The organism is Pseudomonas sp. RC10 (assembly GCF_038397775.1).
Lineage (GTDB): Bacteria > Pseudomonadota > Gammaproteobacteria > Pseudomonadales > Pseudomonadaceae > Aquipseudomonas > Aquipseudomonas bambusae.
On the sequence record NZ_CP151650.1, the window covers coordinates 5,605,785 to 5,631,020 of the forward strand.

Annotated in this window: 23 protein-coding genes, 1 tRNA gene and 1 pseudogene; 9 read left to right on the forward strand and 16 right to left on the reverse strand. The window is 56.3% G+C overall.

The genetic code is table 11. The features are described 5' to 3' along the window. Positions 1-21 precede the first annotated feature (21 nt). Positions 22-810, reverse strand: coding sequence for a serine O-acetyltransferase (cysE, locus tag AAEO81_RS25335; RefSeq protein ID WP_341959708.1), 789 nt, complete (start codon positions 808-810; stop codon positions 22-24). After that, positions 810-1,583 carry a tRNA (cytosine(32)/uridine(32)-2'-O)-methyltransferase TrmJ gene (trmJ, locus tag AAEO81_RS25340; protein ID WP_341959710.1) on the reverse strand — a complete coding sequence of 258 codons (774 nt, stop codon included), beginning with the start codon at positions 1,581-1,583 and terminating at the stop codon, positions 810-812. The genes cysE and trmJ overlap by 1 nt, the downstream gene beginning before the upstream one ends. A 237-nt stretch (positions 1,584-1,820) precedes the next feature. Between trmJ and suhB the strand changes: the two genes are divergently transcribed. Further along, positions 1,821-2,636 carry an inositol-phosphate phosphatase gene (suhB, locus tag AAEO81_RS25345; protein WP_166593664.1) on the forward strand — a complete coding sequence of 272 codons (816 nt, stop codon included), beginning with the start codon at positions 1,821-1,823 and terminating at the stop codon, positions 2,634-2,636. 180 nt (positions 2,637-2,816) lie between these two features. Here suhB and AAEO81_RS25350 read toward each other — a convergent pair whose 3' ends face one another. Then, a complete protein-coding gene (locus AAEO81_RS25350) occupies positions 2,817-3,746 on the reverse strand; it encodes a LysR family transcriptional regulator (protein WP_341959713.1) in 930 nt (309 codons plus the stop codon). Between the two features lie 133 nt (positions 3,747-3,879). Between AAEO81_RS25350 and AAEO81_RS25355 the strand changes: the two genes are divergently transcribed. Continuing rightward, positions 3,880-5,154, forward strand: coding sequence for a cation:dicarboxylase symporter family transporter (locus tag AAEO81_RS25355; protein WP_341959714.1), 1,275 nt, complete (start codon positions 3,880-3,882; stop codon positions 5,152-5,154). Between the two features lie 55 nt (positions 5,155-5,209). On the opposite strand, the gene AAEO81_RS25360 is transcribed toward AAEO81_RS25355, so the two are convergent. The 8 genes from AAEO81_RS25360 to queA form a co-directional block, all read right to left on the reverse strand. Beyond that, a complete protein-coding gene (locus AAEO81_RS25360) occupies positions 5,210-6,808 on the reverse strand; it encodes an argininosuccinate lyase (RefSeq protein ID WP_341959716.1) in 1,599 nt (532 codons plus the stop codon). A 66-nt stretch (positions 6,809-6,874) separates the two neighbouring features. Further along, on the reverse strand, positions 6,875-8,119 hold the full coding sequence (locus tag AAEO81_RS25365) for an OprD family porin (protein WP_341959718.1): 1,245 nt from the start codon (positions 8,117-8,119) through the stop codon (positions 6,875-6,877). A 359-nt stretch (positions 8,120-8,478) separates the two neighbouring features. Then, positions 8,479-9,027: a glycine zipper 2TM domain-containing protein gene (locus tag AAEO81_RS25370; RefSeq protein ID WP_166593669.1), complete on the reverse strand. Its 549-nt coding sequence runs from the start codon at positions 9,025-9,027 to the stop codon at positions 8,479-8,481. A 118-nt stretch (positions 9,028-9,145) separates the two neighbouring features. Continuing rightward, on the reverse strand, positions 9,146-10,057 hold the full coding sequence (secF, locus tag AAEO81_RS25375; protein ID WP_341959720.1) for a protein translocase subunit SecF: 912 nt from the start codon (positions 10,055-10,057) through the stop codon (positions 9,146-9,148). A gap of 9 nt (positions 10,058-10,066) precedes the next feature. Then, complete coding sequence (gene secD, locus AAEO81_RS25380; protein WP_341959722.1) at positions 10,067-11,935, reverse strand: protein translocase subunit SecD; 1,869 nt, start codon at positions 11,933-11,935, stop codon at positions 10,067-10,069. Between the two features lie 62 nt (positions 11,936-11,997). Then, positions 11,998-12,336 (reverse strand): preprotein translocase subunit YajC, encoded by a 339-nt coding sequence (yajC, locus tag AAEO81_RS25385; RefSeq protein WP_296178196.1) that lies wholly within the window; start codon positions 12,334-12,336, stop codon positions 11,998-12,000. 56 nt (positions 12,337-12,392) lie between these two features. Beyond that, positions 12,393-13,508, reverse strand: coding sequence for a tRNA guanosine(34) transglycosylase Tgt (tgt, locus tag AAEO81_RS25390; protein ID WP_166593815.1), 1,116 nt, complete (start codon positions 13,506-13,508; stop codon positions 12,393-12,395). Positions 13,509-13,522: 14 nt separating this feature from the next. Further along, positions 13,523-14,587, reverse strand: coding sequence for a tRNA preQ1(34) S-adenosylmethionine ribosyltransferase-isomerase QueA (gene queA / locus AAEO81_RS25395; RefSeq protein WP_341959724.1), 1,065 nt, complete (start codon positions 14,585-14,587; stop codon positions 13,523-13,525). Between the two features lie 108 nt (positions 14,588-14,695). Here queA and AAEO81_RS25400 point away from each other — a divergent pair. Next, positions 14,696-14,780, forward strand: a tRNA-Leu gene (locus AAEO81_RS25400). A 426-nt stretch (positions 14,781-15,206) separates the two neighbouring features. Beyond that, a complete protein-coding gene (locus tag AAEO81_RS25405) occupies positions 15,207-15,470 on the forward strand; it encodes a DUF4145 domain-containing protein (protein WP_341964617.1) in 264 nt (87 codons plus the stop codon). 386 nt (positions 15,471-15,856) lie between these two features. On the opposite strand, the gene AAEO81_RS25410 is transcribed toward AAEO81_RS25405, so the two are convergent. Next, positions 15,857-16,525, reverse strand: a complete 669-nt coding sequence (locus AAEO81_RS25410; protein WP_341959725.1) for a hypothetical protein — start codon at positions 16,523-16,525, stop codon at positions 15,857-15,859. Between the two features lie 125 nt (positions 16,526-16,650). Here AAEO81_RS25410 and AAEO81_RS25415 point away from each other — a divergent pair, with 125 nt between their 5' ends. Both AAEO81_RS25415 and AAEO81_RS25420 read left to right on the forward strand, forming a co-directional pair. Beyond that, positions 16,651-17,721, forward strand: coding sequence for an AAA family ATPase (locus tag AAEO81_RS25415; RefSeq protein WP_341959727.1), 1,071 nt, complete (start codon positions 16,651-16,653; stop codon positions 17,719-17,721). A gap of 3 nt (positions 17,722-17,724) precedes the next feature. Then, positions 17,725-18,351 carry a DUF3226 domain-containing protein gene (locus tag AAEO81_RS25420; protein WP_341959729.1) on the forward strand — a complete coding sequence of 209 codons (627 nt, stop codon included), beginning with the start codon at positions 17,725-17,727 and terminating at the stop codon, positions 18,349-18,351. A gap of 932 nt (positions 18,352-19,283) precedes the next feature. On the opposite strand, the pseudogene AAEO81_RS25425 reads toward AAEO81_RS25420, so the two are convergent. After that, positions 19,284-19,841, reverse strand: a pseudogene (locus AAEO81_RS25425) (hypothetical protein); the annotation flags it as partial. Positions 19,842-20,466: 625 nt separating this feature from the next. On the opposite strand from AAEO81_RS25425, the gene AAEO81_RS25430 reads away from it, so the two are divergent. After that, positions 20,467-20,700 (forward strand): hypothetical protein, encoded by a 234-nt coding sequence (locus AAEO81_RS25430; protein WP_341959730.1) that lies wholly within the window; start codon positions 20,467-20,469, stop codon positions 20,698-20,700. A 263-nt stretch (positions 20,701-20,963) separates the two neighbouring features. Here AAEO81_RS25430 and AAEO81_RS25435 read toward each other — a convergent pair whose 3' ends face one another. The 3 genes from AAEO81_RS25435 to AAEO81_RS25445 all read right to left on the reverse strand — a co-directional run bounded on the left by AAEO81_RS25435 (position 20,964) and on the right by AAEO81_RS25445 (position 23,317). Beyond that, on the reverse strand, positions 20,964-21,341 hold the full coding sequence (locus AAEO81_RS25435) for a hypothetical protein (protein ID WP_341959732.1): 378 nt from the start codon (positions 21,339-21,341) through the stop codon (positions 20,964-20,966). A gap of 18 nt (positions 21,342-21,359) precedes the next feature. Beyond that, positions 21,360-22,202, reverse strand: coding sequence for an RNase A-like domain-containing protein (locus AAEO81_RS25440; RefSeq protein WP_341959733.1), 843 nt, complete (start codon positions 22,200-22,202; stop codon positions 21,360-21,362). Positions 22,203-22,573: 371 nt separating this feature from the next. Beyond that, on the reverse strand, positions 22,574-23,317 hold the full coding sequence (locus AAEO81_RS25445; RefSeq protein WP_341959734.1) for an SDR family oxidoreductase: 744 nt from the start codon (positions 23,315-23,317) through the stop codon (positions 22,574-22,576). Between the two features lie 134 nt (positions 23,318-23,451). Between AAEO81_RS25445 and AAEO81_RS25450 the strand changes: the two genes are divergently transcribed. Both AAEO81_RS25450 and AAEO81_RS25455 read left to right on the forward strand, forming a co-directional pair. After that, a complete protein-coding gene (locus tag AAEO81_RS25450) occupies positions 23,452-24,363 on the forward strand; it encodes a LysR family transcriptional regulator (RefSeq protein ID WP_341959735.1) in 912 nt (303 codons plus the stop codon). Positions 24,364-24,546: 183 nt separating this feature from the next. Then, a complete protein-coding gene (locus tag AAEO81_RS25455) occupies positions 24,547-25,209 on the forward strand; it encodes a hypothetical protein (protein WP_341959736.1) in 663 nt (220 codons plus the stop codon). The last annotated feature ends 27 nt before the right edge of the window (positions 25,210-25,236 follow it).

Genomic DNA, 25,236 nt, shown 5'->3' on the forward strand with positions numbered 1-25,236 from the left:
ACCCTTTTAGAGTCGTTTGCGTCAAATTCCTTGACCCACTTTGGTCGCGTTGCGCTCTTCAATGCAGTCGAACACGTCTTTTCGCAGCTCCGGCAGCTCCTGTTCGCGGTACTCGCAACCGAGGCTCTTGAGCGCCTTACCCATGTCTTCCATGCGCACGTCGACCGCCTGAAGGTGATCGAGCAACTGGCCGATCGCCTTGGCCACCGGGTCCGGCATGTCCTCACTGACGCCATACGCGTCAAAGCCGATTTTTTCGGCGATCGCCTTGCGCTTGGCATGGGTCTCGTCTTCATCCGCCTTGACGATGATGCGCCCGGGAATACCGACGACCGTCGCACCTGCCGGTACCGGCTTGGTGACGACCGCATTGGAACCGACTTTGGCACCCGCACCGACGGTGAACGGGCCAAGCACCTTCGCGCCCGCCCCCACCACAACACCGGATTCCAGCGTCGGATGGCGCTTGCCTTTATTCCAGCTGGTGCCGCCCAGCGTCACACCCTGATAGAGCGTCACGTCGTCGCCGATTTCAGCGGTCTCGCCAATGACGATCCCCATGCCATGATCGATGAAGAAGCGTCGCCCCACCTTGGCCCCCGGATGAATTTCGATGCCCGTCAACCAGCGCCCGAAGTTCGAGACCATGCGCGCAGGCCATTTCAGGTCCTTGTGCCACAGCCAGCCTGATAACCGATGCAGCCAGATCGCGTGCATGCCGGGGTAGCAGGTCAGCACTTCGAATGCGTTACGGGCTGCCGGGTCACGGTGAAACACGCTTTGAATGTCTTCTCGCAAACGCTCGAACATCACTGATCCTTCCGCTTGTAGGGCTCACCGTTGGCCGTTTTCTGGGTCTCGGTGAGGATGCCACGCAAAATGTTCATTTCGGAACGACTGACAGCAGAGCGACCATAAAGCCGACGCAACCGCGCCATCAGATGACGAGGCTTCTCGGGATCAAGGAAGCCAATGCTGACCAACGTCGCTTCCAGATGCTCATAGAATTTTTCCATCTCATCCATGGTCGCCAGCTCATTACTACGTACGGACGTCACTTCGTATTTCTCGACCTTGCTCGCTTGCCCTTCCGCCGCCAACCACGCCATGCGTGCCTCGTAGCTCAGCACCTGAACAGCGGCCGCCAGGTTGAGCGAGCTGAATTCGGGGTCGGACGGAATGTGCACATGGTAATGACAGCGTTGCAGCTCCTCATTGGTCAGGCCGGCGTATTCACGGCCAAACACCAGAGCGATCTCTTCACCCTGAGCAGCGTGCTCGATGGTCTTGACGCCCGCTTCACGAGGGTCGAGCAAGGGCCAGGGGATACGACGATCCCGTGCACTGGTGCCCATGACCAGATTGCAGCCAACCAGCGCATCTTCGAGTGTCGCGACCACCTGGGCGCTTTCCAGAATGTCGCCGGCCCCGGAGGCACGGGCATCGGCTTCGTGATGGGGAAAATGCGCAGGATCGACCAATACCAGCCGCGACAGCCCCATATTCTTCATGGCACGCGCCGCACCACCGATATTCCCCGGATGACTGGTTCCGACCAGAACGACACGAATGTTTTGCAGCACTGGGGCAGTCTCGCTAGCAGCTGGAAAGGGGGACGAATCTTACAGAAGCGCCCGGCCCAAGGCTATGAACCCTTGCACCAACGCCCCTGGGCATGCCCTGAAACCGACACGAATCCGCAACCGCCCGTCGCGCATGAGGCGACGAGACGCGGAGGAAAGGCCCTCTTCGCGCTGGAAATCATCGACAAGAACCCCTAGAATGCCCGGCTCTCTTTAACGACCTAGGTGATTACATCCATGCAGCCCATGCTGAATATCGCGCTGCGCGCCGCCCGCAGCGCCAGCGAATTGATTTTCCGCTCCATCGAGCGCCTGGATACCATCAAGGTCGACGAAAAAGACGCGAAAGACTACGTAACCGAGATCGATCGCGCCGCTGAAAAAACCATCATTGAGGCGCTGCTGAAGGCTTACCCGAATCACGGCATCCTTGGCGAAGAAAGCGGCCTCAAAGAAGGCACCGGCGAAGGCGCCGATTACCTGTGGGTCATTGACCCGCTGGACGGCACCACCAACTTTGTACGCGGCGTGCCGCATTTCGCAGTCAGCATTGCCTGCAAATATCGCGGTCGCCTGGAACACGCCGTGGTTCTCGACCCGGTTCGCCAGGAAGAATTCACCGCCTCCCGTGGTCGTGGCGCTCAGCTGAACGGCCGCCGCCTGCGTGTCAGCCCGCGCAAGAGCCTGGAGGGCGCCCTGCTCGGCACCGGCTTCCCGTTCCGCGAGAACCAGCTCGACAACCTGGACAACTACCTGAACATGTTCCGCTCGCTGGTCGGCCAGACCGCAGGCATCCGTCGCGCAGGCGCCGCAAGCCTGGACCTGGCTTATGTTGCAGCCGGTCGTTTCGACGCGTTCTGGGAGTCGGGCCTGTCCGAGTGGGACATGGCCGCGGGCGCCCTGCTGATTCAGGAAGCAGGCGGCCTGGTCAGCGATTTCAACGGTGGCCACGAATTCCTTGAGAAAGGCCACATCGTTGCGGGCAACACCAAGTGCTTCAAAGCCGTGCTGACCTCGATCGCACCGTTCGTGCCTGCGTCGCTCAAGCGCTAAGCGTTGATGCTGCAAAAAAACCGGCCATGTGCCGGTTTTTTTATGCCTGTGAATCTCCACGGCGCTAACGGCTACAAACGGACCTGTAGGAGCGAATTCATTCGCGAGACGGCGGTTCAGGCGATAAAAATGTGTCGTCTGCATGGACGCCTCGCAACTGAATTCGCTCCTACAGGTTGATCATCGGCGGTGGCGCCTCCCGCTCAACTCTCGGGACAAACCAATGAAGTTCTGCAGCGGTGGCAGCTGATTGAAGCTGCGACACACCAGCGTGATCGGCGCATGCAGTCGGGGCTTGGCGTCGACGATCGGGCAATAGACAACGCTCTCTTTGTGCACGTCCTTCATCGACGCGGGCACGATGGAAATCCCCGCACCCGCGGCCACCAGACTGACGTTGGTCAGCATTCGCTCAACCTCAAAGGCGATCTTCGGATTGAAGCCCGCGTTCTGGCAGGCCTTGATGAGGTTGGCGTACATCCCCGGCGCTCCGGGACGACGGACGAGAATGAACTGCTCGTCGGCCAGATCGTTGAGCGAAATGGAAGGCGCCCCGTTGCCCGTATCGCGCCCCGCCAATAGACGATGACCCACCGGCAATGTCAGCAACATCTCCTCGTTAAGCAAGCGGTGGAACTCGATGCTTTGATGCCGGCCCACCGGCGCACGCAGAATCCCGACGTCGACGCTGCCCTCAATGGCCGCTTCGGTCAGTTGCTGGGCGCTGCCTTCTTTGAGCATTACGGCAACGCCAGGAAAGCGCTCACGGTAGGCGCGGATGATGCGCGGGATCAATGGGTGGGCTGCGGCCGAACTGGTGAATCCCACCCCCAACTGTCCCTCGATGCCGTGGGCTGCGCGGGAAGCCTTGAGCGATCCTTCTTTGACCCGCGCCAGAATGTCCTGCGCTTCCTGCAGGAAGACCTGCCCGCCCGCCGTAAGATCCACTCCCTTGGGATGGCGTTTGAACAGCTCGAAACCCAACTCCTCTTCCAAAGCCCGGATCTGCTGGCTCAACGGAGGCTGCTGCATGTTCAATCGCGCAGCCGCACGGGTGAAATGCCGCTCTTCGGCCACCATGACGAAATAGCGCAGATGACGAAGCTCCATGGTGGTCTATCCCGCAGCGAGGTTTTATGATTGCCGCCCGGTCATTGCGACAGCAGGCCGGCAAGCGTGCCCAATCGCCATCGTGCTGACAAGCCACGCTCATGACAATAAATACAACATCTCCGGAACGCCGATGCCGACAAGGCTTTTGAGCAGTGCCACGTTGCAACTTCTATTGGCCATCTTCTGTGGCGCGCTGTTGGGTGTCTTAGATCCGAAGCTCGCCGTTGAGATGAAACCGCTAAGCGACGGGTTCATCAGGGTCATTGGCTGGTTAATGCCGTTCATGATGTTCCTGCTGATCGCTTCGGGCGTTGCGGGTCTCAAGGTCAGGCAACGCGGGTTGGCGGGCAAGGTGTGGATTTACTTTCAGGCGATGGCGCTGCTGTCGCTGTGCCTCGGTTGCCTGATCGCGGAACTCACTCATCCCGGCGGGGGCGCCCCGCTTGGCACCTCGAACGCTCCCCTGTACCTCGGACACATTCCTCCAGCGACGTCAGGCTTTTCCTGGTCCGCTGTCGGTTCCATTCTGTTCCGCGCGCTCACTCAAAACCCGATCTTGCAGGTCATGCTCGCGGGCTTGGTGACAGGCTTTTTGATGATGCGCGCCAGAGGCCATCCCCAGGCTGACCGCTTGCACGCATTGCTGGAAAAGCTGGTAGAGCTGCTGTTCAAGGGCTTGAGGATCATTCTGCGTTTCGCACCCCTCGCCGCGTTTGGCGCCATCGCATTTACCCTCGGGAAATTTGGTCCTGCGTCAGCGCTGCCGTTGCTGAAGTTCGTCGCGGTGATGTACTTGGCCAGTGGCGCCTTTGTTGTACTGGTGCTGATACCGGTGGCGCAGTTGTCCGGCGTGTCGCTCTGGTCGCTGGTGAAACACGTCAAAGATGAACTGCTCCTGGTCACCTTCACCGGATCGTCCGTCGCCGCCCTCCCCGGCCTGATCGAGAAAATGCAGACACTGGGTTGCGAGCGACAATTGACTCGACTAGTCCTGACCACGGGTTACACCTTCAACCTGAGCGGCTCGAATATCTACTTGATCACGGCAGTCCTGTTTCTGGCTCAGATGTCGGGCATCGAACTGACAGGTTCGGATCTGCTGACCCTGCTGTTGATTTCGCTGGTGACGTCGCTGGGTTCGACCAGCATGGCAGGCTCGGCGTTCTTTACGCTGATCGCCACGCTCAATATGTTGCACATCGTGCCGGTGGAGGGGGTGGGTTTGCTGCTGGGGGTGGAACGCCTGATGAAGTGCCGCGTACTCACCAACGTGCTGGGCAATTGCGTAGCGTGCCTGGCAATTGCCCGGTGGCAGAATGCACTAAACCTATGGGAGCGAATTCATTCGCGAGACGGCGGCATGGGCGGCAATTCGCTACCGCCCAAGACATCGAATCGCGAATAAATTCGCTCCCACAGGATTTTGGTCAATCTATCAGGCAGTTTTCCAGAGGCTGACCTCAGCCCTTGGACGACAACAGCTTCTCGAAAGCCCGATCCAGATTGCCTTCCGCCTGAGTCAGCTTGTCCCGACGCTCACGCAGCCAGGTCTGATCGCCTTCCAGATTTTTGTGCGCCTCCGCCAGCATGCGCTTGACCTCTTCCGGTTGCGGGCCGCCGGTGCCCTTGCGGGTCTTGACCATGTTTTCCGGTGACAACGACCCGCGGAAAGTCGCTTCATCCAACGGCAGAGTGTTCGGTTTCCACTGGTACTTGTCGGCGGCTTTGGTGTAGAGCTTCTGCGCGTCGGCGTACGGGAAGGTCTTTGATGTCAGCCCCTGATCGCGAGCCTGTTCGACGATCAGCGAAGCGAAGCTGTGGCCGATTCGAAACGGTACTTTCTGCGTGCGCTCCAGCGTGTCCGCAAGCTCCATGGAGGTAGTCCATTCGTTCTCCAGTTCTTCCCGCGCGCGCTGCGGATTGACCTGCAAAGCATCGAGCACGGCGTCCATCGCACCGAACATATCCTTGGTCGAATCAAAAACGCCCAGCGAGTCGAACGCAAACTTGTAGTCGGTCATGCCGGTGGTGACGTTATGGGCGCGCAAGGTCACGGTCTGTGCCAGGCCTACCACATCGGACGCCGTTTCACGCGCACGCATCAGAAGACCCGGATTGCGCTTCTGCGGCATGGCACTGCTGGTGTAGGTCTTTTCCTCGTCCAGCAACAACCAAGGACGAATCTGGTGATATTGGGTGTGAATGTCGCCGATCAGCGCACCGATCCGAATCGCGGATGACGAGGCCACGTTGGCCGCTTCGATGGGAATGTCGTAGGTGGAAACCTGGCTGGAATCCAGCGAGTTTTCACGCACCCCGTCGAAACCCAGCAGCTCGGCCATACGCTCGCGATTCAGTGGATAGGCTGAGTTGGCCAGTACCGCCGTGCCCATCGGGCTCTGGTTCAGGCGCTGGTACAGCTCGCGAATTCGCTGGCCGTCACGGTCGAACGCCGCTTCGTACGCCAACAGGTAATGCGCGTAGGTGATCGGCATCGCCTGCACGCCGTTGGTGTAGGCCGGAATCAGGGTGTCAATGTTCTTGTCTGCCAGATCCAGCAAACGCTTGCGGGTAGCGTTCAGGGCTTCGCTGTAAGCAAGGACGTCGGAGCGCAATTTCGCCAGGCGATACGTGGCGAGCATGTCCTGACGGCTGCGGCCGGAGTGGATCAGCGAGGCTTCCGGCCCAATCTTGTCGGTCATGATTTCTTCAAGCTGAAGCACGTCGCTGGGCCGTTTGCCGTTGGGCTGATCGGCCTGGTCGATGGCGTAACGCACCCCCGTGGCGATCTTCTGGCCCATTTCCGGCTTCACGATGCCCTCTTCGGTCAGCATGACAATAGAGGCCTTGTTGATCCGGTTCAGCCAGGAAAACTGGCTTTCGGTCTTGCTGCCTTTTGTCTTCGACTTGTCGACCGTCGCGCCGATTTTCGCGGCCTGGGCGGCGCATTCTTCAGTGGTTTTGCAGGGCAAGTCAGCCGTGTTGGCGGCGTACGCGCCATAACTGTTGAACAGGGCAAACGCGACAGCCAGGTGGATAAGCGTCTTTCTTGTGGGCATTTCAGGCTCCAGTGCGGCGAGGGCCGGGGGTGAGCGTTGTCGGGATGTTGCTGAAAGCGTTGAGACTCAGAGCAGCGGCAGCGTGTAGCTGACGATCACGCGGTTCTGATCAATGTTGTTGCCGCCGTTGCTGCGGTAGCTGCCGTTGCGCCACTTCAATTCGAGATTCTTTAATGCGCCGCTCTGGAACACGTAGGCGATGTCGGTATTGCGCTCCCATTCGGTGCCTTCCTTGTTGCCACGCGCGAAGTTGTCGCCCTGCAGATAGCGGGTCATGAAGGTCAGGCCCGGCAGGCCGACGGTGGCGAAGTTGTAGTCGTATCGGGCTTGCCAGGAGCGCTCTTCGGGATTGGCGAAATCCGGGGAAATCATCACGTAGTTGACGAGGAACGAATCAGTGCCTGCCAGGTGAGGGAAGCCGGTGTCGCCGCTCATCTTTTGATAGGCGAGGCCAAAACCATGGCCGCCGATGTTGTAGGTGAACCGTGCGCCAATGGCCGTGTTATCGACGTTGGTATTACCGTCCTTCAGCGAGCGCGCGTAACGCAGGTCGCTCTTGATCGACTGCGAATCACTCAGCGGAAAACTGTGCAGCAGCGTGACGATGTGCTGCTTGTAATTGTTCTCAAGGCCGCCGTAGTTGTAGGACGTGGTCAACCCCTTGGTCCAGTTGTAACTGGCGCTGGCAAAGTCGAACTTGTCGCTTGGACGGCCGCCCTTGATGCCCTTGGCTTCGGCGACGATGTCTTCGTGACCACTGTCATTGCGCTCGGTGTTACTGGTCAGACGCCCGACGTTCAGGGTCATGTCGGTGAAGTCTTTGGAGGTGACCTGTGCGCCACGGAAGGTTTGCGGCAGCAGACGTCCATCGTTAGGAACGACCGTTGGCAGTTTGGGAATCAGGGTGCCGACGCGCAGCACGCTCTTGGAGATTCGCGCCTTGGCCGTCACACCGGAACGGCCGTAATCATCGGGCGCTTTTTCATCTCCCACCGGCAATAAACCGGTGTTGCGGCGGTCAGGGCCAGAGTCGAGTTTCAAGCCAAACAGCCCTATGGCATCGACGCCAAAACCGACCGGCCCGTCAGTGAATCCAGATTCAAAGTTGAGAATCAGGCCTTGGGCCCATTCGTCGCGCTTGGATTGGTTCGCGCCTTCCTGACGGAAATCGCTGTTGAAGTAGAAGTTGCGAAATTCAAGATCGGCTTTGCTGTCTTCGAAGAAATCAGCTTCGGCGAAACCTGGGAAGGCCAGGCTCAATCCGAGGGCGGCAGCCGACGTGAGGCTGAGAGATACAGGGCTTTTTTGCATTTTTATTCCCGCATGGCATAGCTGGTTTTTATTAGAGTTGTTCAGGTGAGCCGAGAAATTCGAGCGTTGCTCGGTCACGCCGAAGAGCTTACGCGGCGGGTCTGGCGATTAAAAATATATAGTTACTACCTACTCAAGACTTTGTAGATATGAACTTTGCTGTAGCAGCACGCAAGCACCCATCAATACGAACCTAGAGGAGTCAGCTTCCTCGCGATCAGCATTTCAGCCGAAGCAGATCATCGGCCTAACCCCCTTATCGCGAGCAAGCTCACTCCTACAATCCCTGCGTGACGCGAAAAAAAATGCAAAAAAAACGCCCCTGCGAGAGGGGCGTTTTTCGTGAAGTTCAACAAGACTTACTGCTGACCCGCCTGACTCAACTCCAACTGACCGTCTTTGTTCACCGGAATCTGACTGCCCGGATCGCGGTCCATACGCACCTGACCGACTTTGTCGTTCAGCTTATATTTCACGTTGTAGCCCACGACCTTGTCGCTGATGTCGTTGACCGTATTGCAACGAGTTTGAGTGGTGGTGTAAGTGTCGCGGTTCTGCATGCCTTCCTGAACCTTGTTACCCGCGTAGCCACCACCGACGGCACCTGCGACGGTAGCGACTTTCTTGCCGGTCCCGCCACCGATCTGGTTACCGAGCAGGCCACCTGCCAAGGCTCCCACGACCGTACCGACGATCTGATGCTGGTCCTTGACCGGTGCGCGGTGCGTGACCGCGACGTCCTTGCACACTTCACGAGGGGTCTTGATCTGTTCTTTGACAGGCTCGACGGCGAGTACATCGGCATACTCAGGGCCGTTGTTTTTAACGAGGCTGTAGGTGGCCAAAGCACCACCGGCAGTCACACCGACAGCACCCAACACCGCACCAACAAGCAACGATTTGTTCACGTGAACCTCCTGACCATATTCAGCGCAATTGCTCGCGCTACTCCCAGCCTTGGAGCATGAAAAAAGGCGCGAGTTCACACTCGCGCCTTTTAACGTGATGACCGGTCAGGAAAAATCGTCAGGGACGATCGTCGACCTTTTCTGCAGTCACGGGTGGCAGCAGGTCTTCGGAACGCAGGTTCAGCCAGATCAGCACCACGTTGGCGATGTAGATCGACGAATACGTACCCGCCAGGACACCGATGAACAGCGCTACGGAGAAACCGTGCAGGCTGTCGCCACCGAAGATCCACAACGCAACGATTGCCAGCAGCGTGGAGATCGACGTCGCCATGGTCCGCAGCAGGGTCTGAGTGGTCGAGATGTTGATGTTCTCGATCAGCGAAGCCTTGCGCAGCAGACGGAAGTTCTCGCGAACCCGGTCGAATACGACGATGGTGTCGTTAAGCGAGTAACCGATGATCGCCAAAACGGCGGCCAGTACGGTCAGGTCGAACGTCACCTGGAAGAACGACAGGATACCCATCGTCACTACCACGTCATGGATCAGCGAAACGATGGCACCGACCGCAAATTTCCACTGGAAGCGGAAGGCCAGGTAAATCAGAACGCCGCCCAGTGCCAGCAACATGCCGATGCCGCCCTGGTCGCGCAGCTCTTCACCCACTTGCGGACCGACGAATTCGACGCGTTTGACCGTAACCGGATTGTCCGCGCCGGTCTTGCGCAGCGCCTGGGCTACTTGCGCACCCAGTTGCGGATCTTCACCCGGCATGCGCACCAGCAGGTCGGTGGTGGCACCGAAGCTCTGAACGATAGCTTCGTGATACCCCGAAGAAGCCAGTTCTTCGCGCACCTTGCCGAGATCGGCCGGGTGCTCGTAAGTCAGCTCGATCAGCGTACCGCCGGTGAAGTCCAGCCCAAAGTTGAGCCCTTTATGAAACCAGCTGAACAACGCCAGAATCGTCAGGAGCATGGTGATGCCGAACGCAATGTTGCGAACGCCCATGAAGTTGATCGTACGTTTCATGTCAGCCCCTTAAATCCACAGCTTCTTGACGTCACGGCCGCCATAAATCAGGTTGACCATTGCGCGGGTCACCATGATGGCAGTGAACATCGAGGTAAAGATCCCGAGGGACATGGTCACGGCGAAACCTTTGACCGGCCCTGTGCCCATGGCATACAGGATGCCGCCGACCAGAAGCGATGTCAGGTTGGCGTCGAGAATCGCGGTGTAGGCGCGGTCGAAACCTTCGTTGATCGCACGCTGCACGCTCATGCCGTTGGCCAGTTCCTCGCGAATCCGCGAGAAGATCAGCACGTTGGCGTCCACCGCCATACCCATGGTCAACACGATACCGGCGATGCCTGGCAGGGTCAGCGTTGCACCCAGCAGCGACATCAATGCCAGCAGCATGACCATGTTGAAGGCCAGTGCAACGGTCGCGATCAGGCCGAAGAAACGGTAGATGGCGATGATGAACAACGAAACGAACAGCATGCCCCACAGAGAAGCGTCGATACCTTTGGTGATGTTGTCAGCACCCAGGCTTGGACCGATTGTGCGCTCTTCAGCGAAGTACATCGGCGCGGCCAGACCACCGGCACGCAGCAGCAGCGCGAGTTCGGACGACTCACCCTGGCCGTTCAGGCCGGTGATGCGGAACTGGCTGCCCAACGGCGACTGGATGGTCGCCAGGCTGATGATCTTCTTGTCTTCCTTGAAGGTCTGAACCGGAACGTCTTTCTCGACGCCGTCCACAACCTGCTTGGTGTAGGTGGTCTGCGGACGCTGTTCGATGAAGATCACCGCCATGCTGCGACCGACGTTGGCGCGGGTCGCGCGGCTCATCAGATCGCCACCGTGACCGTCCAGCTTGATATTCACTTGCGGACGACCGTGTTCATCGAAGCCCGCCTTGGCGTCGGTCACCTGGTCACCGGTGATGATCAGGCCACGCTCAACCGGAGCAGCCGGACGACCGCCCTCGCGGAATTCGAACATTTCGGTGGTGGCCTTGGTGTCATCCGGGCCTGCGCCCAGACGGAACTCAAGGTTGGCGGTCTTGCCGAGAATACGTTTGGCTTCGGCGGTGTCCTGCACGCCTGGCAACTCGACCACGATGCGGTTGGCACCCTGACGCTGAACCAGTGGCTCAGCCACACCCAGCTCGTTGACGCGGTTACGTACCGTGGTCAAGTTCTGCTTGATGGAGTATTCGCGGATCTCGGCGACCTTGGCCTGGGTCATGGCCAGACGCAGGATCGGCATCTCGCCACGGTCAGTCGTGGTGATGTCGAAATCGCTGTAATCCTTGCGGATCAGGGCACGGGCCTGTTCGCGGGAATCGGTGTCACTGAAGCCAAGTTGAATGGCGTTGCCATCCTGCGGCAGGCTGCGATAGCGCAGTTTTTCCTTGCGCAGCAGGCTCTTCACTTCGCCTTCATAGACGTTCAGACGGGCGCTCAGAGCCTTGTCCATGTCGACTTCGAGCAGGAAGTGCACACCGCCGGAGAGGTCGAGGCCCAGTTTCATCGGGGTGGCGCCAATACCGCGCAGCCACTTCGGCGTGGTCTGTGCCAGGTTCAACGCAACGACGTAGTCGTCACCCAGCGCCTTGCGCGCGACATCCTTGGCGGGCAGCTGGTCTTCCTGTTTGGTCAGACGCAACAAACCGCCCTTGCCATTCTCGGCAAGAGACGCGCCCTTGACCGCGATGCCAGCATCGGTAAGCGCCTTGCTTACGCGATCCAGATCAGCCTGATTGACCTGCAACGCAGTGCTTGCGCCGCTGACCTGAATAGCCGGGTCATCAGGGTAGAGATTGGGTGCGGAATAAATAAAGCCGATCGCCAGCACTGCCAGGATCAGGATGTATTTCCACAGAGGGTATTTGTTCAACATCACGCCGCCTGCTTATAACGCGGGGCGCCTTGCGCGCCCCGTCGATTGGTAAAAGACTGGAATCAGATGGCTTTCAGAGTGCCTTTAGGCAGGGTGGCAGCGATGGCGCCCTTCTGGATCTTCAGCTCTACGGTGTCGGACACTTCGATGACCACGAAGTCGTCGGTTACTTTGTTGATCTTGCCCGCGATACCACCGGAAGTGACGACTTCGTCGCCCTTCTGCAGGTTGCCCAGCAGATTCTTCTGTTCTTTGGCGCGTTTGGCCTGCGGGCGCCAGATCATCAGGTAGAAGATGACCAGAAAGCCGACCAGGAAGATCCACTCAAAACCCGAACCCGCAGGACCCGCAGCAGCAGGTGCGCCCGCGTCAGCCATGGCGTTGGAAATGAAAAAGCTCATTAAACACTCCAGTTGCATATTTTTAATAATAGGAAGCGGTAAGACCGGCTGTCATTTCAATCCAGCGGCGGCGTCGCAAGCCCGCGTTTGGCATAGAACGTGTCGACAAAGGCGGCCAATGTACCTTGTTGAATAGCCTCGCGCAAACCAGCCATCAGCAGCTGGTAATGCCGCAAATTGTGGATCGTATTGAGCATGCTCCCCAGCATTTCGCCGCACTTGTCCAGGTGATGCAGATAAGCGCGAGAGAAGTTCTTGCAGGTGTAGCAATCACAGGTCGGGTCCAGCGGCGAATCATCATGGCGATGAAACGCGTTACGAATCTTCAGCACACCGGTGTCGATGAACAGATGACCGTTGCGAGCATTGCGCGTCGGCATGACGCAGTCGAACATGTCGACTCCGCGCCGCACACCTTCAACCAGGTCTTCCGGCTTGCCTACACCCATAAGGTAACGAGGTTTTTCAGCCGGCATACGCCCTGGGAGATAGTCCAGCACCTTAATCATCTCGTGCTTGGGCTCACCCACCGACAGACCGCCGATGGCCAGGCCGTCGAAATCAAGCTCGTTCAGACCTTCAAGGGAGCGCATGCGCAGGTTTTCATGCATGCCGCCCTGAACGATGCCGAACAGCGCTGCGGTGTTTTCGCCATGAGCGATCTTGGACCGCTTGGCCCAACGCAGGGACAGTTCCATCGAGGTACGCGCGACGTCTTCATCCGCCGGGTACGGGGTGCACTCGTCGAAAATCATCACGATGTCAGAGCCCAGATCGCGCTGGACCTGCATCGACTCTTCCGGACCCATGAACACTTTTGCGCCATCCACAGGAGAGGCGAAGGTCACGCCCTCTTCCTTGATCTTGCGCATGGCGCCGAGGCTGAACACCTGAAAACCACCGGAGTCGGTCAGAATCGGGCCTTTCCATTGCATGAAGTCGTGCAGGTCGCCGTGGCCCTTGATCACTTCAGTGCCGGGACGCAGCCACAGGTGGAAGGTGTTGCCGAGGATGATCTGCGCACCCGTGGCTTCGATATCACGCGGCAGCATGCCCTTGACCGTGCCATAGGTACCGACTGGCATGAACGCCGGGGTCTCGACCACGCCACGGGGAAAGGTCAGGCGACCACGACGAGCCTTGCCATCGGTGGCCAACAGCTCGAAAGACATACGACAGGTGCGACTCATGCTTGATCCTCTGGGGCCGATTCCTTGGGAGCCGTCGGCGCGGGATTGCGGGTGATGAACATGGCATCCCCGTAACTGAAGAAGCGGTAGCCGTTTTCCACAGCCGCCGCATAGGCCGCCATGGTTTCCGGGTAACCGGCGAAGGCCGAAACCAGCATCAGCAGCGTGGATTCAGGCAAATGGAAATTGGTGACCAGTGCATCGACCACGTGAAACGGTCGGCCTGGATAAATGAAGATGTCGGTGTCGCCGCTGAACGGCTTGAGCACGCCGTCCCGGGCCGCGCTTTCCAGCGAACGCACGCTGGTCGTACCGACGGCGATCACCCGGCCGCCCCGTGCACGGCACGCCGCAACGGCGTCGACCACGTCCTGCGTAACCTCCAGCCATTCGTTGTGCATGTGGTGATCTTCGATCCGCTCCACGCGCACCGGCTGAAAGGTCCCCGCGCCCACGTGCAACGTGACGAACGCCGTCTCAACGCCCTTCTCGGCAATCGCGTCCATCATCGTCTGATCGAAATGCAGCCCCGCCGTCGGCGCCGCCACAGCACCGGCACGCTGCGCGTACACGGTCTGGTACCGCTCGCGGTCAGCGTCTTCGTCCGGCCGGTCTATATAAGGAGGCAACGGCATGTGCCCGACGCGCTCCAGCAGCGGCAGCACGGGTTCGGCAAACCGCAGCTCGAACAACGCATCATGACGCGCCACCATCTCGGCCTCGCCACCGCCATCGATCAGGATCGACGAACCCGCCTTCGGCGACTTGCTCGACCGCACATGGGCCAGCACGCGATGCTGATCCAGCACCCGCTCGACCAGAATTTCGAGCTTGCCGCCCGACGCCTTCTGCCCGAACAAACGCGCGGGAATGACCCGGGTGTTGTTGAAAACCATCAGATCGCCGGGGCGCAAATGCTCCAGCAAATCAGTGAATTGGCGATGAGCCAGTGCACCGCTTGGCCCGTCGAGGGTCAGCAAACGGCTGCCGCGACGCTCCGCCAAAGGGTGGCGAGCGATCAGGGCATCAGGGAGTTCAAAGGTAAAGTCGGCGACACGCATGATGGGGTTCGTCTAGCAGGGCCGGGAAGTTTAGCCGAAAACCTGAAAATTGACTATGAAACATGATTGACCAACGGTAGGCACGTCTCTATACTTCGCCGCCATTGAGCCCTGATGGCGGAATTGGTAGACGCGGCGGATTCAAAATCCGTTTTCGAAAGGAGTGGGAGTTCGAGTCTCCCTCGGGGCACCAGCACAATGAGAAAGGCCTTGATTATCAAGGCCTTTTTTTCGTCTGGCGTAATCCTGGCGTAGTGAGGCGGTATCAATGCAGCAAGGAAGTAGCTTACCGTTAGCTCGTTGCCCACATTGCAACGTCGCAAAACCTCACTTGAGCAGCTTGGGCAGCGCGACCACTTCCGACGATCGGGGGGGAGAGGAACGTCACTGGCGCATGTACGGCTGCAGCATCTGTGGCGGTGTTACTTTGGCTGTCTGTGCTGTAGGAAAGAACCAGCGTGGCTTCGATATTCAGCGGGATATCACTCACATATGGCCGGCCTCCCAGCAGGTAAACGAAGCGGTTCCGGAGCGGGCCCGTAGTTTCTTAGAACAGGCAATTGCCAGTGTCCACGCTCCGGCTGGGGCAGTAATGCTTACTGCTTCCTCGGTTGACGCCATGCTTAAGGAGAAAGGGCTCAAAGATGGAAATCTTTATAAGCGAATAGATACGGCTGCGGCCCAGCATCTCATAACTACCGAAATGGCCACATGGGCTCATGAGATACGTCTTGACGCAAATGACCAGCGCCATGCCGACGAAGACGCAGCTCTTCCCGATGAAGCTGACGCAAGAAAGGCAATTGAGTTCGCTACTGCGCTGGCTCAATTCCTCTTCGTGCTACCAGCTCGAGTCGCGCGAGGGCGGGGGCATAGTGGCTAGGGAAAGCTTTCCAAGCTGATGACGAGGGTTCGATTCCCTTCACCCGCTCCAATGAATTCAAGGCCTCCAGACCCTTCCTACAGTGCGTGTAAGCAATGGGTGACAGTTTTGGTGACAGTATCGCCAGAACGCGTGCCCCGGGCTTCCGCAGCCGCCCCCGACAACGATTCCGGTTTTATGTTGAGCCACGGGGAAGTGGTAATCTTGGTAACCGCCCTTTCAAATGCGTCGAAAAAACTTTTGAGTCAGTAGGTTACGAAGGATTATCAAAAGTAATAATAGGGTAATTGTATAGTAATCAACTTACCTTTTGAGGTGGTTAGATTCTTATCTTATTAAACCCTTTAAAATCAGTCACTTACGGAAAAACTACCTCTTCAATTACCCTAAATTACCTTCTCTGGTAATTGCTCAAAGTCACGTCCTGCAAGGAATACAGCCCTCTCCCGCTCCCTCATTCCCGAAATTACCTTTTCCCCAGTCCTCAATCGGGTATGGCAGCACGCCATCACTTTTTCGGCCTTTTCAAAGACTGGTCGAAAGACCCGAAAGTCAGCCAAATGACCTGCAACGCTGTGCAAGATTGCCCGGCCGTCAAATCCACCAGAGCCCGCGCCAAACATGACGTTCCGGCTGATCGTGCCTCGGCCCGCGACTGCTCGATAAGCGGCTGGGATCAACTGATCGGGATTTTGAAAAAGCACGGATAACACCATTTTTTTATTTTTCGCCCCGGGTAAACCGAGTGGTTCATGATCCGGGTCGCTGACGGCGCACCAGCGCCCGCTGTGTAGCCCCTTTGCAATTCCTGTCAAAACTTTGCAAACCGTGGAATGCCTGATCGCTTGCGAAGCCCCACAGCCGGCGTGGGCTGCAGCGATGTTTGCACTCGAATCGGATTTGCACAAAAAACGGACGCAAAGCCCGTCGGCGAGAGGGGGATAAGTGTTCTTTTGGCCCTTTTTTTTTACCGGCACGACTTCTAGGTGGGGGAAATGTTGCAGCCCTACGGATACCGAGACTACCGCCTTGCAAAGACTGACAGGCTCACGCACAGCCTCAGTGTCTGGGGTGCTCCACGCACAGCACCGATGATGGCGCGTTCCCTGTCAACATCAGATCGCATATACTCGGTGAATAATGTATTTAAGGCTTCAGACAGGAAGCACGGAGCAACAAGATGATCCATGATTTTAAAATAGTGGGGTTCAGACATTTTAGGAATGTGGAGCTCAACCAGCTCAAGCGGGTTAACTTGTTTGTTGGAAAAAACAGCTCAGGCAAAAGTTCCATCCTAGAAGCGTTGGTGCTCTTCTTTAGTGAAATGTCCACTCGATATCTACCAATGATTCAAGCGGCGCGGAATGAAAACTGGGACGCTGCTGATGAAGATACTGCAATTCCTTTGCGGCACCTCTTTCACAATCATGTACTCCCAGAAATAGGCGCACCAGGCATATCACTTTCATCTACTAATGACCCTCGATCCTTTGAGCTCAAGGTGCAGAATTTCAAAGTTGAAACTGACGGCCAGATCACGTCTTACACTGCCACAACGGAAGATATGTTCATTGACCCAGAGTTTCTAGAGCCTTGCATAGTCATCGAACGCCCAGGCTACATTAGGCGCTTCAGTCGACTAGACAAACTGAGCCAGATGCGGCGGATGATCAGCCCCTTTATGAAAGGCACACATCAAGTTTTTTTTGTGCCTACCCGTGGTGTGGGCGATAGAGAACTCGCGAACTTATGGGACTTAGTGAGCCTGACTGACGCGGAAGCGGACGTTATAGCGGGTTTAAAACTCATAGACCCTAATGTGGAAGGTGTTGCATTCGTAGGCTCTCAAACCAGAGAACGCACTGCCCTAGTGCGCCTGCGAAACCATTCAGAACCCGTAGCACTCAAAAGCTTGGGCGATGGTATGAATCGTATCCTTCAAATTATAGTTTCTCTAGTCAACGCCAAAAATAGCGCTTTGATCATCGACGAGTTCGAAAACGGACTTCACTGGAGCGTCCAACAAGAAGTATGGGCTCTAGTATTTAGGCTTGCGCAGCTTCTGAACGTACAAGTTTTTGCGACTACTCATAGCAGAGACTGCATTCAAGGATTCGAGAAGGCTTGGGCTGAAGATACAGCAATTGGATCTTTCGCGAGGGTTCAGAAAATCAACAATGAAGCAAGCGTGCGTGAGTATACATTCGACTTGCTTAAAGACTCTATTGATATGGATGTCGAGGTTCGCTGATCCATGATGGAATTTAAGCACAAAGGCCCGAAAGTTTTGTTGGTAGAGGGCAAAAATGACGCACACTTGGTATGCGCTCTTTGCGTATATTTCAACCTCCCTGAATCATTCGGAATTTATAACTGCGAGTCTGACAATCACGTACTGAGACGACTTAATGTTCTGCTAATTGGCTCGGAGCCCCTAGAGGTGGTAGGGGTGATTCTCGACGCGGACGCCCCGAGCTTGATAAGTAAATGGCGTAGCGTATCTACCCTACTAACGGAAGCCGGGTATGAAGTACCTGCCAATCCGTCGAAAAACGGTACTATCATTACCAAGCCGGGTCGACCTACCATCGGGGTTTGGTTGATGCCCGACAACGAAGTTGATGGCATGCTGGAAGATTTTTGTCTCAAACTAGCGCCACAAGCGGCTGTCGAATACGCCGCGAAGTGCGTGGCTGAAGCCCAACAGAATGGGCTTGCAACCTTCAGCGCTACCCACTCTTCAAAAGCAGCTGTCCATACTTATCTAGCTTGGCAGGATGAGCCCGGAATGCCTCTTGGCCTAGCGGTAAAGGCTAAAGCGCTAGATCCAAGGCAGCCGATTGCAGCCGACTTTAGCGACTTTCTTATGCGCTTGTTTTGAGTATCGACTCGTTCTCAAGCCGACTCTGAACCGTGGTGCAAATTTTTAGCTTTACATCATTCAATCTGGAGTTGAGCATAAATGCTTTATGAAAAAACCAAAAGCGTAAATCAACCGCTGGCCCATCATGCAATCATCTCGATTCCATACGTCCTGACCGCGCTGATTTTTTGTGCTTTGCTATTTGAATACTCCGGCATCATTCTGGGACTTTAAATTCATCGACATAATAAACGCCGCCGCACAACTCGCTACTGCGGCAGCTTTTTATATCGGCTTTAGGCAATACAAAGAAAGCAAACAAAAAGACCGACAAGCAACTCTGGTCGAAGAATGTAAAATCCTATGCGCTAAGCTAACAGCTGGAATACCACGCGTACACAACGACAGCAATCTTAATACCGACAACCTGCGAAACGAAATAAATAAGCTCTGCAATCTAGCCCATGACTTTGACATTATCTTCTCTGCCATGAGCGAAGACACTAACAAAGCCATTGCAAGGATGTACTGGCAGGATATGTATTTTAATACCTTCCAACCTCACTTCAGACATCTTTCTTACATTATATTTTTACTTCACTCAGGAATACCTCGGGAATCTATTGATCGTGCAGTTATGGCTGAACATTCATTACCCAGCGCTATACATGACAACAAAGAGGCCCCGGAAGTAGATCAGATATCCTGGATTCTTCGACATGAGGAAATACGACCTCATCTAAATCCGCTAGCTTGGGACTGGTTGGATCAATTTCAGTGGCACTTCTATAACCACACCCACCTCAACGATGTATTATACGGAGTACTAAATATCGTCAGCATGAAACACCAATCCCCACTTCTCTATGCACTTTATGAGGTTAGGAACGAAACACTAAAAACATCGCCAAGATGCCATTCTGATGATATTTTGACCAATCACTTGCCCATTAGAGTGTTATTGCGTTCAGCGGCCGTGATGTCGCGCTGGCCATCGCTGAATCGGCCGTAAAAGCCGAAGCCTGCGTGGGTATCGGCGACGGTCCGTGAGTATGTGACGCCAGCTCTGAGGCCAGCTCCTGAATCAGATCGAGCGTGTCGGATAGCACCTTGAAGATATTGACCGACTCAGACCCCACGTGGTTTTTCGGTGCCACCAGACGCTGACTGACCTCGCTCACGCTCTCGCGCAGTCCCTGAATCCGCTCCTGCATATCGCCACCTACGGCGGCGTTGTGCTTCTTGCCTACCACCAGGTTCAAGTCCCGCCCAGTCGCCTGGTGCATGTCGTCCAGCGCGGCGAGCGTGGCCGTGTCGACGGAATTCAACTTGAGCGCGCCCAAGCCGTCGATGCGTTTGATCCCACCGACCTGCTCGGTCGAACGGTTCGCCACGCCCTGGGCCTGACTCTGGTACTGCCCCTGGTTCGTACCGCTTTCCACGCGACGATCCAGTGATTGATCGGTGATCTTGCCATAGGTGGTACGCGTCCAATTGCCGTCCGCGTCGCGGCCTCACTGACACCCAGATCGCCAATACGTTGAAGGCCAATCCGCCGACGGTGGAATTGGTCACTGATCACTGGTAGTTCGGTCGACGGGATCAGTCGGCCAGTACCCCGCTAAGCAAAACCCCGACAGGTTGCGCGATCGCAATACGGTTCACTACGATCGGCGGCAGCCACCGCGTCACCCGCCCTGCCTGAGCGATCAGAGCGGGGCTTTTCGTCTCATCTGTCCCAGGGGGTGATGCGAGAGTTCGGAGCCTTAGAGCTCTAGACCACCTGGGCCCCCATTCAGAGTTTTTTTCCTCCCTTACAGTTTTTGTTAAACTGTTAAAGCGTTATGCCGTTTTAACATACGACCTCAACCCATTGGCGTACTTGGGCTGTAGCAAGCCTTTACCACGTTTTTGAGTCTGAAAACTGTTAAAGCTGGAACGCCCTTTAGCATCGATTTGTTAAAGCTTTACCAGCCGCAAAGATCACCAGCGAACGCCATCAAGATATCGCCCTGACATTCGTCATGATCTCTAGCTGCCCGAAGAAATTGCGACAGTCTGAATGGCATTGCGCAAAGACTGCCGGAATTTCTGGTAACGTCAGACCAGCTATCAACCAATTCGGAGTAATGCATGGCTAATGTCGAGGTGTACCTCCCAGCCGTAGATGGATCGGCCTATTGGCCCATTTCGAAAGACGACTCATGCAAGGAAGCAGTGCATGTTCTGTTCACAGACGACCTTGCAGCGCCACCCCATAGGCTTGTGATCGAAGTCACTACCGAGTCGGGGAAAAAGGTGGAAGTGAGCATTCCTTATTCTCATACCGGCAATGCCAGCGTGCGGATCAATGGCGAGTCAGTGTGATACGCAAAAAGCCATCAACCCGGATGTGAGTAGATTTGTGAGTAGAAGACACTGAAGCCCGAATAATCCGCTCTATATACGTCGCCTGTACGAAGGTTTTCGAGTCTCCCTCGGGCACCAAACAGTAGGACCTTCAAGGGGTTACGTGACTTGAAGGGAAAAAAACCGGCCATGTTTGAGCCGGTTTTTTTGTGGGTGGGAATCGATCAGATCGACGGGGCTTGACCCTTTTGGCTTCACTCAGCCTGCCCGTCGGACGAAGCTCACTTCCATGTAGTCCGAGCTTTTCGTTTTATCCACCGCCACACGTCATCTGCAACACAACGACCTTCCTCAGAGCGGCGCTTTCTCGTCATCGACAGCACAGTCAGCAACAGCTCTGACTCCTCGCAATCAAACCGCTCTATTGCGAAAAGCAAGTCGTACCAAGAGAGGATTTCACAAACCGAACCGTCGCCAGCCTCGTCTTTCTCGATAAAAGAAACGATATCCTTCTCTAGCGAGCGAATCGCCAGGTACGATTTTTTCTCCATCCAACAGTCAACAATTTCGTCGAGATTCAGAATGGCAGTGCGTTGATCTTCAGGTAAATACTCCTGAATTCCATCACTGAGCTCTCGCATAAAATCAACAAGCTGCATATATCCGCGCATAAAGCCTCAGAGCACTGGGTACGCCGTCACGATAAAAGCTGGCATGTGGTTAAATTCCGAACATTCCACCACTATTACAATATTTTTCATCCCGACCGGGGTATCCGCCGCTGAGCGTGTAATTCCCCATCCCACGTCTTCTATAAAACTCATTTTTAACGTCAAGCGGTTATTTTTTCGCAAAAAATTTAGCTTCGAGTAACCCAGAATTTTGTACCTGTGCATCTGCAGTGCCTGACTCACCGCCCATTCAGCTTTTTCCAAACTGCTAAACGTAGACATGACATTTGCATTTTGCCTCCGCTTCAATCTTTTCTGAAGAGCCTCTACATCTTTGCCAATATGGCGCTCCTTTGTATGTCCGCCTAAACTTTGCCTTGGTGCATTCGGAAACCTCTCGCTCACGACAATCGTCATTTTCCCCGCTCGCACAGAGGACACCCTGAAAGCGTTATAGAGCGAAGCGGTGGTGAGGGGCACAGCAAACTCCGTCGCCAGACCGACGAGTCGGGCAGTGGTCAGTGACGCTCCCATACCGCCGGCCGCGGACGCGCCGATCTTGAAGGCATAGGAGTCGGTGGCCCTTCCCGTGACGAGTTGATGCATACCCGCCGATGCCTGATCTGAACCGTGCACGCCCACGGCGACACACCCTATTTTGGTGAAAAACGGCTCCGGCGCTTTACAGAGCACTCCCGCTCCCGCCAACTCGACGATGCCACCAACCAGTCGCAGGCTTCCAATTATTCGGTTGGACCTGATTTCGGTTTCGGAGAGAGACTCATGTTCCAGAATGGCCGCCATTTGGGCATAACTCAGAACAACGCGGAATTCTTCCTGATCAGGCATAACGCTTCCCTTTAATTAACGCGCCTCCGAGTTAAAAAGCTGAGTCGCGAGCGGTTGAACCCACGGGAAGCTAGCGAGGCGCATCTTTCATAACAAGCGAGAACGTATTGCAGGTCAGCTTTTCATCCATTTCCTACCTACCTTCGCGATTACTCCTACAAGTGATCCTGCGTCCCGTAGGTTTGAACGAAATGTGGAAGCGAATTCATTCGCGAAAAGCGGAACAGACGGCAGAGATATGCCAGCCGTACGAACCTATCGCGAATGAATTCGCTCCCACAGGAGTTATCCACACGTCTGCCTATTTCGGGTATTTCAGATAATTGAGGAATCGCGGCGGCAAGCACTCCGTCGCAACCCTCTTCATCAACTTAGAAGTCCTGCGCAGTCGGCCGCAGCACAATCTCGTTGATGTCCACATCCCCCGGCTGTTCGATCGCGAAGGCAATCGCCCGCGCTACGGATTGAGCGGGAATCGCCATTTTGTAGAACTCGTTCACGACGTCAGCGCTTGGCTGGTGGCCGCTGCCCAGTTTCAACTCGGAATCCACGGCACCCGGTTCGATGGTGGTGGTGCGGATCTTGCCGCCGACTTCGTGGCGCAGGCCATCGGAGATGGCGCGGACGGCGTATTTGGTGCCGCTGTAGACCGAGCCGCCCGGGCTGAACACTTTGATGCCTGCGACGGACGAGATGTTGATGAAGTGGCCAAAGCCTTGAGCTTCGAACTTGGGCAGCGCCGCGGCGATGCCGTAGAGGACGCCTTTGACGTTGATGTCGATCATGCGGTCCCATTCGTCAACGCGCAGTTCCGAGATGGGAGCGATGGCCATGAAGCCTGCGTTGTTGACGATGACGTCGATTTTGCCGAAATCCTGAACGGCGTGGGCGACGAGGGCTTCGAGGTCTTGGCGACGGGTGACGTCGACGGTGTAGGCCGATGCCTCGCCGCCTGCGGCTTTGATCTCTTGGACGATGACGTCCATCCGTTCCTGGCGACGCGCGCCCAGAACGACTTTGGCGCCGAGTTTCGCCAGATGGCGGGCGGTGGATTCGCCCAGCCCGCTGCTTGCGCCGGTGATGACGACGACTTTGCCCTGGATACCATTGCTCATAACGTTTCTCCTGCACTTGCTGTGGGTTGGTAGTGATTGAGGGCAAGTTTGCAGTGGCTTTCCAATTCATAAAATGGAAGAGTTTGGCTTTGAGAATTCCACTATCTGGAACGCTCTTTTGAAAGGGTCGACCAATGCTCAATCGCATGGAAATGCTTCGCGTCTTTCTGGTGGCCGTTGAATCGCCGACTTTTCGGGAAGCGGCGCAGCGGCTGGGCACATCGCCGCAGAAGGTCACTCGGGCGGTGAAAGAGTTGGAGCGGATGTTCGCCGAGCCCCTGTTTCACCGCAGCACGCGGCAAGCCCATGTCACGGCATTCGGCGCCCAGATCGCGCAGCAAGCGCGGGAGACACTGACTCAGTTCGACAACCTGTTCGTCTCTCACTCGAAAGCAGAGCAAACCACCGTCACCGGGAGGGTCGGCATTACCGCGCCCCATGCCATCGGCAAGCTGTACCTGCCGGGCTTTCTCAAACCGTTGATGCAGGAAAATCCGGGATTGCAGATCGACCTTAGCCTGGACGACGAGTTGACCGATGCGGTGGCCGCGCAGATCGATATTGGCATTCGGGTGGGGACCGTCAAAGACCGACGCTACATTGCCCGCTCAGTGGGCGAAGTACCGTTAAAGGTCGTGGCTGCACCGACGCTGATCGCCGAAACGGGCGCGCCGTCAAGCCTCGAAGCACTGAAATCCATGCCGCTGTCCATGCTGATTGATCGTAAGAACGGCAGGCCCTGGCCGTGGTTTTTTGCCTCCGGGCAAACCTATCTGGCGCCCTTTCCCGCCTTCAGCTGCGACGATCCGGAAACCGAGTTAGAGTTTGTTCTCGCGGGCCTGGCATATGCGCAGATGCCGCATTACCTCGCCGAGCCATGGCTGGCTGAGGGACGGCTGGTAGAAGTGCTGAGTGAAATTGCGCCGCCGCCGATTGATCTGATGATTTACCGGACTCAGTCAGGCCCCGTTCCTCCGCGTGTCAGATGGGTTTACGACCATCTGATGAAATGCCTTTCCGATCCCGCAATGTTTCCCCAAGGATGAAGCTGGGCGGGCGACCCTGCTGATCCGTTGGCCATCAGAACACTTAGCTGCGATGGCCCTTCGACCGGTCCGTTCCCTGCGCCATTTCTCCACAAATCCCCAGTTCTCAACTAGCCTTACCAGTGACTGATCCAAAGCGAATTGGCCGTACGCTCAACCCTCGCTGATCGGATAAAAATAACAATGAAAGATCCCTATGCATTCGGGTTTTACTGCGCGTTGTTTGCGCTGGCAGCGATGACCGGCGCTGTCTTCTACGAGTCCTATACCGGGGCCGGTGTGTCCGGATCGGCCCGCGCCTACGACGTCATCAACTCCTGTTCCGCGCTGGTGCAAGCGCTGGCCGCCATCGGCCTGGTGGGCCTGGCGTTCAAGGCCTATCGGGCGTGGAAAAACGAGATCATCCACAATAAGGCCTTGGGGATCATCTGGGACGCGAACGTGGCGTTTCGTGAGATTGAGCTGAGTTTCAACGAATGGTTCTTCGGACCAAATGCGGTGGACAAGGCCAACAGCGAAGGCTCGCGGATCACGTCGCTGTTAGCCGCGAGTCCGTTCGGCGCCAGCCTGCGCAGCTTCAAGAAGCAGTGCATTCTCATCGACAAGGTGGTGATCAAGGACAACTGGCAATGGGTCAATCATGCGACGGAGCTGGACATGCTGGCGCGTGTGCTGAGCATGGACGCCTTTCGCCCGACCACCCGGACCAAAGAGACCGCGAATATCATAGATTTCCTGTACTCGCGTGAAGGCGAAGCGTTGAAGCGCACCCAGGCAGAATGGGAAATGTTGATGAAGGTCATCGAAAAAGACCTTGCCGCACTGGAGGCCGAGTTCAGCGAATGACCCCCACCGTTCGCCTGCAAAGATGAT